10 protein-coding genes are annotated in these 16,212 nt (G+C 71.1%); 8 read left to right on the top strand and 2 right to left on the bottom strand.

Annotated elements, in window-relative coordinates; genetic code table 11:
* Positions 1-151: 151 nt before the first annotated feature.
* Positions 152-325, top strand: coding sequence for a hypothetical protein (locus ACFUN8_RS32595; protein WP_383645659.1), 174 nt, complete (start codon positions 152-154; stop codon positions 323-325).
* Between the two features lie 124 nt (positions 326-449).
* Positions 450-3,494, top strand: a complete 3,045-nt coding sequence (locus ACFUN8_RS32590) for an AAA family ATPase (RefSeq protein WP_383645656.1) — start codon at positions 450-452, stop codon at positions 3,492-3,494.
* 129 nt (positions 3,495-3,623) lie between these two features.
* On the opposite strand, the gene ACFUN8_RS32585 is transcribed toward ACFUN8_RS32590, so the two are convergent.
* Together ACFUN8_RS32585 and ACFUN8_RS32580 are read right to left on the bottom strand one after the other, a co-directional pair.
* Complete coding sequence (locus ACFUN8_RS32585; protein ID WP_383645653.1) at positions 3,624-4,832, bottom strand: PQQ-dependent sugar dehydrogenase; 1,209 nt, start codon at positions 4,830-4,832, stop codon at positions 3,624-3,626.
* Positions 4,833-4,870: 38 nt separating this feature from the next.
* The gene (locus ACFUN8_RS32580; protein ID WP_383645651.1) at positions 4,871-5,863 is read right to left on the bottom strand and encodes an aldo/keto reductase; all 993 of its coding nucleotides are present in this window, start codon (positions 5,861-5,863) and stop codon (positions 4,871-4,873) included.
* A 175-nt stretch (positions 5,864-6,038) separates the two neighbouring features.
* Between ACFUN8_RS32580 and ACFUN8_RS32575 the strand changes: the two genes are divergently transcribed.
* The 6 genes from ACFUN8_RS32575 to serA all read left to right on the top strand — a co-directional run bounded on the left by ACFUN8_RS32575 (position 6,039) and on the right by serA (position 16,131).
* A complete protein-coding gene (locus ACFUN8_RS32575) occupies positions 6,039-6,977 on the top strand; it encodes a 2-hydroxyacid dehydrogenase (protein WP_383645649.1) in 939 nt (312 codons plus the stop codon).
* A gap of 440 nt (positions 6,978-7,417) precedes the next feature.
* Entirely contained in the window at positions 7,418-10,333 is a 2,916-nt protein-coding gene (locus tag ACFUN8_RS32570; RefSeq protein WP_383645646.1) for a putative bifunctional diguanylate cyclase/phosphodiesterase, read from the top strand.
* Between the two features lie 210 nt (positions 10,334-10,543).
* On the top strand, positions 10,544-12,427 hold the full coding sequence (locus tag ACFUN8_RS32565; protein WP_383645644.1) for an acetolactate synthase large subunit: 1,884 nt from the start codon (positions 10,544-10,546) through the stop codon (positions 12,425-12,427).
* A gap of 35 nt (positions 12,428-12,462) precedes the next feature.
* Positions 12,463-12,990: an acetolactate synthase small subunit gene (gene ilvN, locus ACFUN8_RS32560; RefSeq protein ID WP_023538455.1), complete on the top strand. Its 528-nt coding sequence runs from the start codon at positions 12,463-12,465 to the stop codon at positions 12,988-12,990.
* Between the two features lie 149 nt (positions 12,991-13,139).
* Complete coding sequence (gene ilvC / locus ACFUN8_RS32555; protein WP_382568834.1) at positions 13,140-14,141, top strand: ketol-acid reductoisomerase; 1,002 nt, start codon at positions 13,140-13,142, stop codon at positions 14,139-14,141.
* Positions 14,142-14,526: 385 nt separating this feature from the next.
* On the top strand, positions 14,527-16,131 hold the full coding sequence (gene serA / locus ACFUN8_RS32550) for a phosphoglycerate dehydrogenase (RefSeq protein ID WP_383645640.1): 1,605 nt from the start codon (positions 14,527-14,529) through the stop codon (positions 16,129-16,131).
* Positions 16,132-16,212 lie beyond the last annotated feature (81 nt).

Raw genomic sequence — 16,212 nt, 5'->3', positions numbered from 1 at the left:
GGGCCTTAGGGTCCCGCCCGGCCCCCGGTCCGTCCGCCTAAGGCGCCCGCGTCGCGAAGATGCGGCACACGCCCGATGCGTGCGCACCCCCTGGGAGACGAATGTTGAGGCATCGCAGGACGCCGCAACACTTCGTGACAGGGGAGTCGACATGTTCGAGTACGAGATGCACCAGATGCGGGCGGCCGAGCTGATCCGTGAGGCCGACAGCCGGCGGCTGATCCGCACGGTCCGCAAGGCCCGCAAGGAAGCCGCGCGCAACGCCCGCAACGAGGGCGAGGGGCGGGTGGAATCGCTCCGCAACCGGTTCGTGAGCGCGGCGTGACGGGGTTACGGAGATGACCGCCCGCCCCGACCTCCTGAAGAAGTCGGATCCGCGATCGCCGCAGGTGCCACCGGTACCTGCGGCGCCCGCGATAACGAGTGCCGCACTGTCGTACCCCTGTGCGATGCTCGGAGCTGTGGAGACCAAGTCAGTCAGCCCGGTGTTCGTCGGTCGCGACGGCGAGCTGACCGTACTCACCGATGCGCTCGCCCGCGCCGCCGCGGGCGAGCCACAGGCGCTGCTCGTCGCCGGTGAGGCGGGAGTCGGCAAGACCCGGCTCATCGAGGAGCTGATCTCGGTGGCCTGCCGCGACAAGGCGGTCGTCGCGGTCGGCGGCTGTGTCGAGATCGGCGGCGACGGACTGCCTTTCGCGCCCTTCTCCGCGGCGCTGCGCGGCCTGCGGCGGCTCTTGCCCGAGGAGATCGCCGCCGCCGCCGAGGGCCAGGAAGGCGAACTGGCCAGGATCCTGCCCGAGTTGGGCCCCTCCATGAGCGGCGCCCTGGGCGAGCACGGCACGGCCAGCCTCTTCGAACTCACCGTCAGGCTGCTGGAGCGCGTCGCCGCCGACCGCACGGTCGTCCTCATCCTGGAGGATCTGCACTGGGCGGACGCCTCCACCCGCCACCTGCTCGCCTATCTCTTCCGTACGCTGCGCCGCGGCCGGCTCCTCGTCATCGCCAGCTACCGCGCCGACGACATCCACCGCAGGCACCCGCTGCGCCCGCTCCTCGCGGAGCTGGACCGGCTGCGCACGGTCCGCCGGGTCGAGCTGTCCCGCTTCAGCCGCGCCGAGGTCCGGGGGCAACTGCGCGGCATCTTCGGGGACGAGCCGGCGCCCCAGCTCGTCGACGAGATCTTCGGCCGCTCCGACGGCAACGCGTTCTTCGTGGAGGAACTGGCCGTCGCCGTCGAGACCGGCTGCCGTTCCGGACTCACCGACTCACTGCGCGACCTGCTGCTCGTCCGCGTCGAGACGCTGCCGGAGAACGCCCAGCGGGTGGTCCGGATCGTCGCCGAGGGCGGCGCCTCCGTCGAGTTCCCCCTGCTGCTGGCCGTCGCACAGCTCTCCGAGGACGACCTGATCGAGGCGTTGCGGGCGGCCGTCGGCGCGAACATCCTCCTCACCACGGCGGACGGCGACGGCTACCGCTTCCGGCACTCGCTCGTCCGCGAGGCCATCAGCGACGACCTGCTCCCCGGCGAACGCTCCCGGCTCAACCGCCACCTCGCCGAGGCCCTGGAGGCCGACCCCACCCTCGTACGGGGCGACGAGTGCACCACCCGCCTCGCCAGCTACTGGTACTACGCGCACGACGCGGCCAAAGCCCTGCCCGTCGTCCTGCTCGCCTCCGTCGAGGCCCGCCGGCGCTACGCCCACGCCGAGCAACTGCGGCTGCTGGAGCGCGCCATGGAGCTGTGGGACGCCGCGCCCGAGGACGTACGGGCCCACCTCAGGCCCCCGGACGACACCGAGGTCTACCCGCTCACCGCCGAAGGCCCGAGCGGCCCGCTGCGCTATCTCGACCTGCTGGCCGAGGCGACCGTCGCGGCACGCTCCGGCGGCGACCGCGAACGGGCCCTGGCGCTGTCCAAGAAGGCCATGCGGGTGCTGGAGAAGGTGGACGACCCGCTGCGCGCCGCCTGGTTCTGGACCCAGCGCTCACGGCTGGTGCAGGAGCTGACACGCGGCGACGGCTGGCACGAACTGGCCACCGCGCAGGACCTGGTGCTCGGCCTGCCGCCGTCCGCCGTGCACGCCTCGGTGCTCTCCGACGTCGCGAGCTGGGGCGCCCTGCACCGGCCGGGCCCCAACAGCCTCGCCGCCGCCGACCGCGCCGTGGAGTACGCGCGCCTCGTCGGCGCCGAGAACATCGAACTGAACGCCAGACACACCCGCGGCTGGCTCACCACCGAGTCGGGATCCATCGAGGAGGGTCTCGCCGAGATGTACGCGGTACGGGACCGGGTCTTCGAACTCGGCGGCGACGGCACGCTCGGCATGCTCGGCCGCATCAGCATCAACCTGCCTTCCACGCTGGAGGGCGTGGGCCGCTCCGAGGAGGCGGTGACCGCCGCCGAACTCGGCATCACCCTCTGCCACCAGCGGGGCATGTCCGACAAGGAAGCCTGGGTCCGGGTCAACCTGAGCGAGTCCCTCTTCTCGCTCGGCCGCTGGACCGAGGCGCGGTCGGCCATCGACGAGGCCGCCCAGATCGCGTACGCCCCCAAGGCCCGCGCCCTGGTGGCCGTACGGCGCGCGATGCTCGCCCTCGCGTGCGGGGACGCCGCGGAGGCCGAGAGCCAGGTGACACTGGCCCGCGCGGTCTTCGGTCCGCACGACCCGCAGCCGCAGCACGTCATCGCACCGGCCAGGCTGGCGATGGTCAGCGCCGCGCGGCAGGGGCGACTCGCGGAGGCCCGCGCCGAGTTCGAGCAGGTCGCCGCGCAGGGCTTCCCGCCGGGCATGCAGCGGTACGCGCTGCCGCTGCTCTGCTCGGCCGCCGGGATGGAGGCGGACGCGCGCGGACTGCCGGAGGCCGACGAGGGCCGGGAGGCGATCCTGGCGACCGTCCGCGACCACGCGAAGCGACTGCCCGCGATCGTCCCGGTCTGGCAGGCGTACGACCTGCTGCTCGAAGCCGAACTCGCCCGCGCCGACGGCATCGTCGCCCCGAAGCTGTGGGCCCGCGCCGTGGCGGCGTTCGAGGCGCTGCGGCGGCCGTACGAACTCGCCGACACCCGCCATCGCTGGGCGGCGGACCTCCTCGCGGCGTCCGCCGACCGGGAACAGGCCGCGGAACTCCTCGTTCAGGCCCACACCACGGCGAAGAGGCTCGGCGCCCGGCTTCTGGTGGAGCAGATCGAACTCCTCGCCGGCCGGGCGCGGATCAGCCTCGCCACGACTCCACGGCTCGCCCCGGCGCCCGCCTCCGAGGCGGACGCCCTCGGCTCACTGGGCCTGACCCCCCGCGAACAGGACGTCCTGCGCCGCGTCGCCGAGGGCCGCAGCAACCGCCAGATCGCGGAGGAGCTGTACATCTCACCCAAGACGGCGAGCGTGCACGTCTCCAACATCCTGGCCAAGCTCGGCGTCTCGGGCCGCACGGAGGCGGCGGCGATGACCCACCGCCTGCACCTCTTCAACGACCTGGAGCCCACGCACTCCTAGGGCCTGTCGCGCTCATCCGGGTCGGTGGCGCCGCCGTGCCGTCGGCCGGCGGCACAGCGGCCCGTCGGCCGGGAGTGGGGGTGGGCGACGAGAGCCGCCGCCCCGCCCACCGGCGTCATGCCACCACCGCTACGTCACATCCACCCGAAGGATCTTGTCGTCTCCCGCCTTCGGGGTCGCCCGGCCGTCCGTGTTGCTGGTCAGCAGCCAGAGCGCCCCGTCCCCGGTCGCCAGCACCGTACGCAGCCGGCCGTAGTCGCCCTCCAGGAAAGCCTGGGCGGCGGCCGACGGTTTCACCCCGGCCAGGGGGATCCGCCAGAGCCGCTCGCCGCGCAGGGCGGCCATCCAGATGGACCCCTTGGCGTAGGCGATACCGCTCGGCGACGCGTCGCTCGTCCGCCACTCCTCCACCGGATCGACGAAGCCCGGCTTCCCGGCCTTGCCCTCGGCCTCCGGCCAGCCGTAGTTCTTCCCCGGCTCGATCAGATTCAGCTCGTCCCACGTGTTCTGGCCGAACTCCGACGCCCACAGCCGCTTCTCGGCGTCCCAGGCGAGGCCCTGCACATTGCGGTGCCCGTACGTGTACACCACCGAGTCCGCCTCGGGATTGCCGTGCACGGGCTGCCCGTCCGGAGTCATCCGCAGGATCTTCCCGCCCAGGGACTCCTTGTCCTGCGCGAGACCCGTCTCACCCGTCTCGCCCGTGCCCGCGTAGAGCATCTTGTCGGGGCCGAAGGCGATCCGGCCGCCGTTGTGGATGGTGCCCTTCGGGATGCCCCGCAGGATCGTGTCGGGCGCGCCCAACTGCCGGCCCACCGGTCGCTCCGGGTCGTAGAGCATGCGGGCGATGCGATTGTCCGAGACCGTCGTGAAGTACGCGTACACATAGGTGTCCGAGGCGAACGACGGGGAGATCGCCAGGCCCAGCAGACCGCCCTCGCCACCGGGGGAGACCCCGGCCACCTCGCCCACCTCGGTCTTCTCGCCGCTCTCCGAGTCGACCCGCGTGATCGTCCCCTCGTCGCGCGAGGAGACCAGCAGATCGCCCTCGGGCAGCGCCGCCATGCCCCACGGCGACTTGAGGCCCTCGGTCAGCGTGGACACCACCTTCGCCGAGCCCTTGGCGGGCGGCGCCGACGGCGCCGCCTCGTCGTCCGGGGGCGTCGAACCGGCGGACACCGACGCGGACGGGGAACCCGCCGGGCCCTCGGACTTCGGCGTGCCGTCGGAGGACGAGCACGCGGTCACCACGAATAGCGCCGCTGCGGCCAACACGGCCGTCACTGGAGCACGTTGCACGGTCTTGATCCCTTCGACGGCTGCGTCTCTACGTTTCATACACCGCAGCCTCCGTCCAGGTTCCCATCGACCCGGTATCAGTGCCACGACTCCCACGCCGCGGGCAGCGCGGCGATCTCCGCCAGATCCGCCGCCGACAACGCCAGCCCCGCCGCCCCCGCGTTCTCCACCGCCCATCGCTCCCGCTTCGCCCCCGGAACGGGCACCACCGCGGGGCCGCGCGCCAGCACCCACGCGAGCGCCACCTGCGCCGGCGTCGCCCCGTGCCGCTCGGAGACCCGCCGCAGCCCCGCCACCACCGGCTGGTTCGACGCCATCATCTCCGCGGTGAAGCGGGGATGCCTGGCCCGTACGTCGTCCGGCTCGAACCCCTGCCCGGGAGTGAGCGTGCCCGTCAGATAGCCGCTTCCCAGCGGCATCGCCGCCAGGAACCCGACGCCCCGCGCCGCGCACCACGGCAGCAGCCGCTCCGTCGCCTCCCGCGACCACACCGACAGCTCCGCCTCCACCGCGCTCACCGGAAACACCTGCTGCATCCGCTCCAGCAGCCGGATCGTCGCCCCGTACCGATCCGTGCCGGTACGGCGCGACGCGCGGGCGTCCACCGCGCACATCCCCAGGGCCCGCACCTTCCCCGCCGCCACCAGCTCCGCCATCGCACCCCACGTCTCCTCGACCGGCACCTCCGGATCGGCCCGGTGCAACTGGTAGAGGTCGATCACATCCGTCCGCAGCCGGCGCAGTGACGCGTCGCACGCCCGGCGCACATAGCCGGGACGGCCGTTGGCCACGATGTGCTGATCGCCCACCAGCAGGCCGCACTTGGTGGACACGAAGGCGTCGCCGCGCCGCTCCTTCAGCACCCGACCCAGCAGCAGCTCGTTGGTGAACGGGCCGTACATGTCGGCCGTGTCGAGCAGCGTCGTACCGGCGTCGAGCGCCGCGTGCACGGTGCGCGACGAACGGTCGCCCCGCTGCTCGGAGGCGCTGTAGGCCCAACTCATCGGCATACAGCCGAGTCCCACGGCGCCCACCGTGAGTGCCGTCGCACCGATCGCCCTGCGCTCCAACTGCCCCGCCCCTCCCGCTTCTTCCCGCGCCCGCTCCCTCCGGACGAACCGCCCCCGGACACACTCCAGCTAACCTCATGGGCCCGTCGGCGCCGCGACACCCCGACGCCGGACCGTGTTCCGGTCCTCGGAACGCCCTTCAACACCCCCATGGGCTTCGCATAGCCTCCTGACCATGACTTCAGACGTGTGGCTGCCGATCCCCGCCGACGAGATCGAAGGGCTCCCCGGGGGCCTGGACTACCGCCACTGGGACGGGGCCGCGGACTATCCCGCCGATCCGGCCGACTGCGCCTTCTACGTAGTCCCGTACATGAAGGGAATGGACATCGCGCTCCGGCCGCTCGCCGCGATGACCTCCGTACGCGTCGTACAGACGCTCTCGGCCGGCATAGACCACGTCGCGCCCGGCCTCGGCTCGCTGCCCTCCGGCGTACGCCTCTGCAACGCCAAGGGCGTCCACGAGGCCAGCACCGCCGAACTCACCGTCGGACTCGTCCTCGCGTCCCTGCGCGGCATCCCCGGCTTCGTCCGGGGCCAGGACGCCGAGGAGTGGAAGTCCGGCTTCTACCCGGCGCTGGCCGACAAGTCCGTGCTGATCGTCGGATACGGCTCGATCGGCGCCGCCATCGAGGACCGGCTCGCGCCCTTCGAGTGTGCGCGGGTGGCGCGCGTGGCGCGCTCCGCCCGTGCCACCGAGCGCGGTCCCGTGCACGCACTCACCGATCTGCCGGAACTGCTCCCCGAGGCCGACATCGTGATCGTGTCGACGCCGCTCACCGAGGAGACGAAGGGCCTGGCGGGCGCCGCGTTCCTGGCCCGTATGAAGGACGGCGCGCTGTTCGTGAACGTCGCGCGCGGCCAGGTCGCCGACACCAAGGCGCTCCTCGCCGAGCTGGAAAGCGGAAGGATCAAGGCCGCTCTGGACGTCACAGATCCGGAACCCCTCCCGCCGGGGCATCCTCTCTGGCATGCTCCGGGTGTCCTCATCAGCCCGCACGTGGGCGGATCCACCTCGGCCTTCATGCCGCGCGCCAAGCGCCTGCTCGCCGACCAACTCACCCGCTACGCCGCGGGGGAAGCCCTGCGCAACGAGGTGCTCGTCACCGACTGAGCCCCCGCCGATCCTCACTCGGGAACGACAACTCCCTGCTCGTCACGGAGAGTAGAAGAACTATGTCCCTGAGTGACGAGTCTGGTGTATCGTCCCGATCTGGGGGCCGCGTCGTGCGAGGGACGGCGTGGCGGAGCGATCAGAATCCGAGGGGGGCGACGGGCGATGTACTGCCGATGGACGAACGATCCGACGCGGAAGGGCCGCCCACGGCGGCCTTCGGACCCACCGACGCACGGCCGGGCGACGACGCCCCGTGCCGAGACGACCCGGGCCGCGACGCCCGGCGCCACGACGACCCGTACCGAGACGAGCCGGGCCCGGGCGACCCACCCCCGGCCGACCCACCTCTCGGCGACGCGCACCCCACCGACGCTTGTCCCACCGGCGCCAGGACGCAGCGCGTCGGCGGTGACGGCGACACCCCCCGAGGTGACCCCGTGACCGCCCCGGGGGCGATCCTCGGCCGCCGCACGCCCCCGGGCGACGGCAGCGGTACGGGCAGTGGCACCGACGGCGGCGGAGGCCCCACCGGTCTCCTCGCACAGCTCCTCCTCGCCCTCATCTGCGGCGGTTACGCCACCGGCGCGGCCCTCGGCTGGGGCTCCCGCGAAGTGGCCCTGTTCATGGGCGACTTCGGCCTGAGCATCGCCGCCCTCATCGCCGCCGTCTCCTGCTTCCTCTACGCCCGCGGCAACGACAGCCGCTTCCGGCCCGCCTGGCTGCTCTTCTCGCTCTCCTCCGCCATGGCCGCGGGGGGGAACGCGGTCTGGGGCTGGTACGAGGTGGTGCTCGACCGCCCCGTACCGAGCCCCTCCCTCGCCGACCTGTTCTTCCTCTGCTTCGCGCCGCCCGCCATCGTCGGCCTGCTCGTCCTCGCCAAACGCCCCGTCAGCAAGGCCGGCTGGGTCTGTCTCGGCCTCGACGCCTGGCTGATCGGCGGCTCGCTCCTCACGCTCTCCTGGAGCCTGGCCCTCGCGCACACCACGCACTTCGACGGCGAGACCGTCGCCCACGCCGCGCTCTCCCTCGCCTATCCGCTGCTGGACATCGTGCTCGTCAGCATGGTGCTCGCCCTGCACTTCCGGCGCTCGACCGGCAGCCGTACGGCGATCAACTCCGCCATCGCCGCCCTCGCCCTCACGGTCCTGTGCGACGCCCTGTTCACCTCCCCGCTGCTCCGGGAGACCTACCGCTCGGGCCAACTGCTCGACGCGGGCTGGTTCGCCGGGTCCCTGCTGCTCGCCTACGCGCCCTGGGGCGTCCGCAAGGCCGCCGAGAGCGCGCCCGCGCAGGTGCGGGCCCCCCGCCCGCCCAGGCATCCCAGCAGGCCGATCGCGGGCTCCCTGGCCGCCCTCACGCCCTATCTCGCCGCCGCCGTGTGCACCCTGGGCATCCTGTACAACGTCATCGAGGGCCGCCGCGTCGACCGCGTGGTGGTCCTCACCGGCTGCACGGTCGTCCTCGCCCTGGTCGTACGGCAGGGCATCATGCTCGTCGACAACATCGCGCTCACCCATGAACTGGCCCAGAAGGAGAACCACTTCCGCTCCCTGGTCCAGGGTTCGAGCGACGTCATCATGATCGCCGGGCCCGAAGGCACCCTCGACTACGTCAGCCCCGCGGCGGTCGGCGTCTACGGACGCGAGGCGGACGGCCTCGTCGGCGCCGCACTGGAATCGATCATCCACCCGGACGACCGCGGCCGGGTCAAACGCGAAGTACGCCGCTTCCTCGCCGCTCCTCCCACGGAGGAGCCCACCACCCGCATCGAATGCCGCTTCAAATCGGGCTCCGGCGACTGGCTGAACGTGGAGTCCACGGTCAACCGGCACCAGGGCGGCCTGATCCTCAACAGCCGCGACGTCACCGAACGCGTACGGCTCCAGGCCCAGTTGCAGCACAACGCCGAGCACGACCCGCTCACCGACCTGCCCAACCGCGCCCTCTTCACCGAGAGGGTCCGCCAGTCCCTCTCCGGACGCCGCGCGGGCGACCCCGGCACGGCGGTGCTCTTCATCGACCTCGACGGCTTCAAGGGCGTCAACGACCGCCTCGGCCACCAGGTCGGCGACGAACTGCTGATCCACGCGGCCCGCCGCCTCCAGGACTCGGTACGGGCCGGGGACACCGCCGCCCGCCTCGGCGGGGACGAGTTCGCCGCGCTCATCCTCGGCGACGGCACCGACGACCAGACCGCCCGGGAGTACCAGGTCCACGAGATCGCCGACCGGCTGCGCCTCAGGCTCTCGCAGCCGTACCGCATCGAAGGCAACGATGTCCGCGTCGCCGCCTCCATCGGAGTCGCCTTCGCCGAACCCGGCATCACCCCCACCGACCTCATGCGCAACGCCGACCTCGCCATGTACCGCGCCAAGGCCGGCGGCAAGGACCGCGTCGAGCTGTACGCGCCCCAGATGCAGGCCGACGTGGTCCGCAGGACCGAACTGGCGGTCAGGCTCCGCACCGCCCTGCGCGACGGTGAGTTCGCCCTGCTGCACCAGCCCGTGGTGGACCTGGCCAACGGACAGATCTCCGCCGTCGCCGCCCAGGCCCGCTGGCGCTCCGCCCAGGGCATCCTCTTCACGCCCGCCGAGTTCTTACGGGTCGCCGACGACAACGACCGCACCGCCGAGTTAGGGCGCTGGCTGCTCGAAGAAGCCGTCGAGCAGGCCGCCGAGCGCGGCCGGACGGGCCACCTGGTGCCGGTCACCGTCCGCCTCTCCGCCCGCAGACTGCTCGACCGGTCGATGCCGCTCGGCTCCATCGAAGCCCTGCTGACCCGCCACGGGCTCCCCTCGGGCGCCCTGCTGATCGAGCTGGCCGACAGCGACCCCCGTACGTCCCTGGACGAGCTGGAGCACCGCCTGGTCGCACTGCGGCGCCTCGGCGTACGGATCGCGCTGGACGGCTTCGGCAGCGGTTACGCGGCGATCAACGCACTGCGCAGGCTCCCCGTCGACGTACTGAAACTGGACCGCGGGCTGGTCGAGGGCGTCGTGGAGTCCGCCAGACTGCACAAGATCACGGCGGGGCTGCTCCGGATCGCCGGCGATCTGGGCATGGTCTCCGTGGCCGACGGCGTCGACGTACCGGAACAGGTGCTCGCGCTCCGCGCCATGGGCTGCACCCACGGCCAGGGCATGGCCTTCTCCGGCCCCCTCGACGAGTACCGGCTGCGCCGCGCCCTGATCCGTGGCGACTACCCGCTCCCCGGCGCGGCCCCGCTGCCGGTGCTGTCCGGCGGCTCCCTGCCCGTGCGCCGTACGCGCGCGGCCACCCCCGACATGATTCCCCGACCCGGCGGCCGACCGCCCCTGCGCTCAAATGTTGAGACGCCAGTCCCACCCACTTGACAGTGGTGGCGCGTCAGAGGGAGGGTCAATGCCATGCGCACCCGAATTCTCGTACTTGGACAGCGCGTCGGCTGAAGCAGTGCCCATCACCGGCTCTGCAGACCGCACCGACGCGCTCCCCTCGCCTGCCTCCCGGCACGAGGGGTTTTTTGTTGCACCGACACCGCCTAAACCCCCGCAAAAACCCTCAGCTTCGAGAAGAGAATGACGATGACCGAGCAGGCCACCGGGGCCCACCCGACGCCGCGCGCCCGTAACGGCGGACCCTCGTCCGCCACCGTTGAGCACGTCACGGGCGCGCAGTCCCTCATTCGCTCTCTTGAGGAAGTGGGGGCCGAGACGGTATTCGGCATCCCCGGCGGCGCCATCCTTCCCGCCTACGACCCGATGATGGACTCCACCCGGGTCCGGCACATCCTGGTCCGCCACGAACAGGGCGCCGGCCACGCGGCCACCGGCTACGCGCAGGCCACCGGCAAGGTCGGTGTCTGCATGGCCACCTCGGGACCCGGCGCCACCAACCTGGTCACCCCGATCGCCGACGCGCACATGGACTCCGTGCCGCTCGTCGCGATCACCGGCCAGGTCGCGAGCAAGGCCATCGGCACGGACGCCTTCCAGGAGGCGGACATCTGCGGCATCACGATGCCGATCACCAAGCACAACTTCCTGGTCACCAAGGCCGAGGACATCCCGCGCACCATCGCCGAGGCGTTCCACATCGCCTCCACGGGCCGCCCGGGACCCGTCCTGGTGGACATCGCCAAGGACGCCCTCCAGGCGAAGACCACCTTCAGCTGGCCGCCCACCCAGGAACTGCCCGGCTACCGCCCCGTCACCAAGCCGCACGCCAAGCAGATCCGCGAGGCCGCCAAGCTGATCACCCAGGCCAAGCGGCCGGTGCTGTACGTCGGCGGCGGCGTCATCAAGGCCGGCGCCACCGCCGAACTGCGCGTTCTCGCCGAACTCACCAACGCCCCCGTCACCACCACCCTGATGGCGCTGGGCGCGTTCCCCGACAGCCACCCGCTGCACGTGGGAATGCCGGGCATGCACGGTGCGGTCACCGCCGTCACCGCGCTGCAGAAGGCCGACCTGATCGTCGCCCTCGGAGCCCGCTTCGACGACCGCGTCACCGGCAAGCTGGACAGCTTCGCCCCGTACGCGAAGATCGTCCACGCCGACGTCGACCCGGCCGAGATCGGCAAGAACCGCGCCGCCGACGTGCCGATCGTCGGCGACGCCCGCGAGGTCCTCGCCGACCTCGTCCAGGCGGTCCAGGCCGAGCACACCGAGGGCAACGTCGGTGACTACAGCGCCTGGTGGCGCGACCTCAGCCGCTGGCGCGAGACGTACCCGCTCGGCTTCGACCAGCCGGCGAACGGCAGTCTCTCCCCGCAGCACGTCATCCAGCGCATCGGCCAACTCGCCCCGGACGACACGATCTACGCGGCGGGCGTCGGCCAGCACCAGATGTGGGCCGCCCACTTCATCGACTACGAGCAGCCCGCCACCTGGCTCAACTCCGGCGGCGCGGGCACGATGGGCTACGCGGTCCCGGCCGCCATGGGCGCCAAGGCCGGGCAGCCCGACCGCACCGTGTGGGCGATCGACGGCGACGGCTGCTTCCAGATGACCAATCAGGAACTGGTCACCTGCGCCCTGAACAACATCCCCATCAAGGTCGCGATCATCAACAACGGCGCGCTGGGCATGGTCCGCCAGTGGCAGACCCTCTTCTACAACCAGCGTTACTCCAACACCGTCCTGCACAGCGGCCCCGACGTGGCCGCCGGCGGGTCCTTCGAGGGATCGGCCGCGGACGGCGCGAAGCCCAACGGCGGCACCCGTATCCCGGACTTCGTGAAGCTTTCCGAGGCCATGGGCTGTGTCGCGATGCGCTGCGAGTCCCCGGACGAGCTGGACGCCGTGATCGCCAAGGCCAACTCCATCAACGACCGCCCCGTGGTGGTCGACTTCATCGTCCACGAGGACGCCCAGGTCTGGCCGATGGTGGCCGCGGGCACCTCCAACGACGAGGTCCTGGCCGCCCGGGGTGTGCGCCCCGACTTCGGCGACAGCCTGGACGACTGAGCCGGATGCCGAGAGCGAGAGAAAGAACGACGAAAATGTCTTCCAAGCACACCCTCTCCGTCCTGGTGGAGAACACCCCCGGCATCCTGGCCAGGATCGCCGCGCTGTTCTCCCGGCGCGGCTTCAACATCGACTCACTGGCGGTGGGTGTCACCGAGCACCCCGACATCTCCCGCATCACCATCGTGGTCAATGTCGAGGACCTGCCGCTCGAACAGGTGACGAAGCAGCTCAACAAGCTGATCAACGTCCTGAAGATCGTCGAACTCGAGCCCGGCGCCGCGATCCAGCGCGAGCTCGTCCTGGTGAAGGTCCGCGCCGACAACGAGACCCGCTCCCAGATCGTCGAGATCGTGCAGCTCTTCCGCGCCAAGACCGTGGACGTCTCACCCGACGCCGTCACCATCGAGGCCACCGGATCGAGTGACAAGCTCGACGCGATGCTCAAGATGCTGGAGCAGTTCGGCATCAAGGAGCTTGTCCAGTCCGGCACGATCGCCATAGGGCGCGGCGCGCGGTCCATCACGGACCGCAGCCTGCGGGCGCTCGACCGCAGCGCGTAAGCCCTTCGGGCGCGGCGCGGAGCCCGGCCCTCGGAGCCGTACAGCATCCCGGTTCGTATGCCGAGACCGTGAGACGCCCTTTACCCGCCCCGCCGTACGGTGGGGCGCACACAGCGACACGTCAGTTTGCACACCAAGGAGAAGACCCAGTGGCCGAGCTGTTCTACGACGACGATGCCGACCTGTCCATCATCCAGAGCCGCAAGGTCGCGGTCATCGGCTACGGCAGCCAGGGCCACGCCCACGCGCTGTCGCTCCGTGACTCGGGTGTCGACGTCCGGGTCGGCCTGCACGAGGGTTCCAAGTCGAAGGCGAAGGCCGAGGAGCAGGGCCTGCGCGTGGTGACGCCCGCCGAGGCGGCCACCTGGGCCGACGTCATCATGATCCTGGTGCCGGACCCGATCCAGGCGCAGGTCTACGAGGAGTCCATCAAGGACAACCTGAAGGACGGCGACGCGCTGTTCTTCGGCCACGGCCTCAACATCCGGTTCGGCTTCATCAAGCCGCCCGCGGGCGTCGACGTCGCGATGGTCGCCCCGAAGGGTCCCGGCCACCTGGTCCGCCGTCAGTACGAGGAGGGCCGCGGCGTGCCGTGTATCGCGGCCGTCGAGCAGGACGCCACCGGCAAGGGCTTCGAGCTGGCGCTGAGCTACGCGAAGGGCATCGGCGGCACCCGCGCCGGCGTCATCAAGACGACCTTCAGCGAGGAGGCCGAGACCGACCTCTTCGGTGAGCAGGTCGTCCTCTGCGGCGGTACGTCCGCGCTGGTCAAGGCCGGCTTCGAGACGCTGGTCGAGGCCGGCTACCAGCCGGAGATCGCGTACTTCGAGTGCCTCCACGAGCTGAAGCTGATCGTGGACCTGATGTACGAGGGCGGCCTGGACAAGATGCGCTGGTCGGTCTCCGAGACCGCCGAGTGGGGCGACTACGTCACCGGCCCGCGGATCATCACGGACCAGACCAAGGCCGAGATGAAGAAGGTCCTCGCCGAGATCCAGGACGGCACGTTCGCCCAGAACTGGATGGACGAGTACCACGGCGGTCTGAAGAAGTACAACGAGTACAAGAAGGCCGACAGCGACTCGCTGCTGGAGAGCACGGGCCGTGAGCTGCGCAAGCTCATGAGCTGGGTCGACAACGACGACGTCTGACACGTTCCCGGTGCCGGGCCCGCGCGTCGGACCCGGCACCGGACCGGTCGTCCGACCAGTTGTCCGACCGGTCGTTGAACCGGTCGTCGAACCGGTCGTCGAACCGGTCGTTGAACCGGTCGTCGAATCGGCCGCGTTGGCGCTCGCCCAAAGGGTGTTTCGCGGCCGTCGGTAAGCGCTTGTGGCGGGGCCGACCACGTACGGGTGATCTGCCCGCCGAGGCGGGAAACCCCCGTCGCCCGCACCACTACACTGCTGGATACATCCGCGTCAGGCCCACAATGTCGTGCGTCTTCCACGCGATCAGGCCCGGACCAGGGCCTGGCACCCTCCGCCGCCTGCGGCCGTCGGGACGGCCGTCCGCAATGGACTTGTGAGGACCCACGTGAGCTCGCGTTCCAATCAAAAGCCGGTTGTACTCATCGCCGAAGAGCTGTCGCCCGCCACTGTCGACGCGCTCGGTCCGGACTTCGAGATCCGCCACTGCAACGGTGCCGACCGCGCCGAACTGCTGCCCGCCATCGCCGACGTGGACGCGATCCTCGTCCGCTCCGCGACCAAGGTCGACGCCGAGGCGGTTGCCGCGGCGAAGAAGCTGAGGGTCGTCGCCCGCGCCGGTGTCGGTCTCGACAACGTCGACGTCTCCGCCGCCACCAAGGCCGGCGTGATGGTCGTCAACGCGCCCACCTCGAACATCGTGACCGCGGCCGAGCTGGCCTGCGGTCTGCTGGTCGCCACGGCGCGCAACATCCCGCAGGCCAACTCCGCCCTGAAGAACGGCGAGTGGAAGCGCAGCAAGTACACGGGCGTCGAGCTGAGCGAGAAGACGCTCGGCGTCGTCGGACTCGGCCGTATCGGTGTCCTGGTCGCGCAGCGCATGTCGGCGTTCGGGATGAAGATCGTCGCGTACGACCCGTACGTACAGCCCGCGCGCGCCGCGCAGATGGGCGTCAAGCTGCTCTCGCTGGACGAGCTGCTGGAGGTGTCGGACTTCATCACCGTGCACCTGCCGAAGACCCCCGAGACCCTCGGGCTGATCGGCGACGAGGCGCTGCACAAGGTCAAGCCGACGGTGCGCATCGTCAACGCCGCGCGCGGCGGGATCGTGGACGAGGAGGCGCTGGCCTCCGCGCTCAAGGAGGGCCGCGTCGCGGGCGCCGGACTGGACGTGTACACGAAGGAGCCCTGCACGGACTCCCCGCTCTTCCAGTTCGACCAGGTCGTCTGCACCCCGCACCTCGGCGCGTCGACGGACGAGGCGCAGGAGAAGGCGGGCGTCTCGGTGGCCAGGTCGGTGCGGCTCGCGCTCGCCGGTGAACTGGTGCCCGACGCGGTCAACGTCCAGGGCGGGGTCATCGCCGAGGACGTACGGCCGGGTCTGCCGCTCGCCGAGAAGCTGGGCCGGATCTTCACGGCGCTGGCGGGCGAGGTCGCCGTACGCCTCGATGTCGAGGTCTACGGCGAGATCACGCAGCACGACGTGAAGGTGCTCGAACTGTCCGCGCTGAAGGGCGTGTTCGAGGACGTCGTCGACGAGACCGTGAGTTACGTGAACGCGCCGCTGTTCGCGCAGGAGCGCGGCGTCGAGGTGCGTCTCACGACGTCGAGCGAGTCGCCCGACCACCGCAACGTGGTCACCGTGCGGGGCACGCTCTCGGGCGGCGAGGAGGTGTCGGTCTCCGGCACGCTCGCGGGTCCCAAGCACCTGCAGAAGATCGTCGCGATCGGTGAGTACGACGTCGACGTGTCCCTGGCCGACCACATGGTCGTCCTGCGGTACGAGGACCGTCCGGGTGTCGTCGGCACCGTCGGCCGGATTCTCGGCGAGGCGGGGCTGAACATCGCGGGGATGCAGGTCTCGCGGGCGGAGGAGGGCGGCGAGGCGCTGGTCGTCCTCTCCGTGGACGACAACGTGCCGCCGGCCGTGCTGGCCGAGATCTCGGACGAGATCGGCGCGAACTCGGCGCGCTCGGTGGACCTGACCGACTGATCGGACGGCTGATCCGACGACTGATCGGATCGATCGATCGCTCTGTTTCGAACAGCGAGGGGCCCGGGAATTCTCCCGGGC

The sequence above is a fragment of the Streptomyces sp. NPDC057307 genome, from assembly GCF_042667665.1.
Taxonomy (GTDB): domain Bacteria; phylum Actinomycetota; class Actinomycetes; order Streptomycetales; family Streptomycetaceae; genus Streptomyces.
This window is presented reverse-complemented; position numbering and strand designations above follow the sequence as displayed.